4 protein-coding genes are annotated in these 1833 nt (G+C 28.4%); 3 read left to right on the top strand and 1 reads right to left on the bottom strand.

Going from position 1 to position 1833, the window contains the following annotated elements:
• Positions 1-248: 248 nt before the first annotated feature.
• The 3 genes from CER22_RS33445 (at position 249) to CER22_RS30930 (ending at position 1531) form a co-directional block, all read left to right on the top strand.
• Complete coding sequence (locus CER22_RS33445) at positions 249-404, top strand: hypothetical protein (RefSeq protein WP_179211968.1); 156 nt, start codon at positions 249-251, stop codon at positions 402-404.
• 30 nt (positions 405-434) lie between these two features.
• Complete coding sequence (locus tag CER22_RS33440) at positions 435-1130, top strand: hypothetical protein (RefSeq protein WP_179211967.1); 696 nt, start codon at positions 435-437, stop codon at positions 1128-1130.
• Positions 1131-1255: 125 nt separating this feature from the next.
• Positions 1256-1531 carry a hypothetical protein gene (locus CER22_RS30930; RefSeq protein WP_001041557.1) on the top strand — a complete coding sequence of 92 codons (276 nt, stop codon included), beginning with the start codon at positions 1256-1258 and terminating at the stop codon, positions 1529-1531.
• Positions 1532-1575: 44 nt separating this feature from the next.
• Here CER22_RS30930 and CER22_RS33435 read toward each other — a convergent pair whose 3' ends face one another.
• On the bottom strand, positions 1576-1737 hold the full coding sequence (locus tag CER22_RS33435) for a hypothetical protein (protein ID WP_000852624.1): 162 nt from the start codon (positions 1735-1737) through the stop codon (positions 1576-1578).
• Positions 1738-1833: the final 96 nt, after the last annotated feature.

The following is a 1833-nucleotide window of genomic DNA, read 5'->3' as shown; positions in this document are numbered from 1 at the left end:
TTTTTAATTCTTCTTCTAACTCTTCTACTTGCTGTAATGTATCTCCTTTTATTAACGAGAAATCTGATATACCTTTAACTCCTACCTGGCATTCTCTCTTTTTTATTTTTGCTAATTATCATAAAATTACCAATATTAATCCACTATTTAATAATAATATTTGATATTATAAAAAGTAGATTTTATTGGAATTATAATCTAATATATTTTTGGTTAAAATAATTTTTCACACAAGGAGGTTAACCATATTGAATATTATCGTGACTCCAGAGTCATTAGAATCTTCTGCTAACAAGTTTAAAAGTGCTCAAGAGCAAGCACAATTACAATTTACTAACCTTCGACAAGATATCTTATATCTTGAATCAATTTGGTATGGTTCTACCATTGAAGAAATGAGGTAAAAAAGTCTCTAATTAGACTTTTTAAGAGCTATGAATAAAAAACAAATTGTTTCTATAGAGGAATTAGCATTTCTAATGAATTCCAAAGAAAATCAAACTTATGCAAAAGAATTACTAAGTCTTATTTATGATGAACTAGAGAAAGCAGATGTCGAAAAAATATTATTGACTGCAGCGCATTCCCTATATACTAGAGGATTATTAAACTTTAATCAACAAACTAAAGAAATGCAATTACAACCGAGTATAGAGAAATTATTCAACACTATGTGTAACCCGCAACTTTCATTATTACTTCAAAAAGTCGATTTTATAAACGAAACAACGATTACTGCTAACATTTATATTGATAACACTTCAAACGTTACATATCAGAGTTTAGATGGGATTGCACATAAAATCGAAGAAATTTCAGACGATAGATTATTTTTAGAATCTAAAAATTTATTACAGCTAGTATTTCAGCAAGAGGAAAAAGGAAGTAACATTGTAGGGACTCTTCCAAATCATATCGTACAAAATATCGAAAAGTTATTCCCTCTGTCTATTCAAGAAGGGAAAACAATATTAATAGAGAATGGATTTAATTCCTTATATGCTGAAAATTTTATAAAGGATTTAAAATCAACGCAGTCTATTTACACTATTATGCGTCTGGATATAACAGAAAAGAATGAGGTTATTTCTGATAATGGATTCTTTGTTATTGAATCACCAAACATCTAATGGCTATTAACTCGAAATATAATAAATGATTCCTTTGATATAACCTATTTAACCAAAAATCTTTTCGAAAATGAAATAGCAAAACTAGTAAAACATTAATCCTTTAAGACGGGAGTATATCTATATTGAATAAACAACAGCATTCTAGCAAAAAAAAGGAAGGCTTTTTCGAAAATAGGATATTACCTATCCTCACTGTTCTTTCAGGTGTAATACTATTAGTATACAAAGGGTTAGAATTCATTTCAAAGTATGTATTACTTTTAATCTTATTTGCCCTACTTATTGCTTCGTTATACTTATTGTTTATGAAAGAAGTAGTTGGTGCTGCTATTGGATTCCTTTTTGCAGCCCTTGGGTATTATATGTATAAAATCATTTTTAAACAAAAAAAGAAATAGCAGATAAGCAAATCATAAAGAGTGTAATACAAAAGAGAATGCTTTTACGCATTCTCTTTTGTATACTTATATGGAGTCGCCTCTATAAATTTTTCTAATCGATCTACATTTTGAGTCAATGCACCTTTCACAAGAGAGAAATCTGTATTTGGTTCTTCTTTTTTTTCTTTAAAAAACGAAGACTTTTGTACATTTACTTCAGCCATCTCTTCTCCCCCTTTTCAAAAAGATACAACCTTCTATTTATATTATATCGCAAATGTACGCAGCATGTACAAGTATCATTTTCTTTTTAATTCTTC

It is taken from the genome of Bacillus sp. K2I17 (assembly GCF_002209985.1).
GTDB classification, from domain to species: Bacteria; Bacillota; Bacilli; order Bacillales; family Bacillaceae_G; genus Bacillus_A; species Bacillus_A wiedmannii.
Note: the sequence above shows the minus strand (reverse complement) of the source record. Positions and strands in the feature narration are given on the sequence as shown.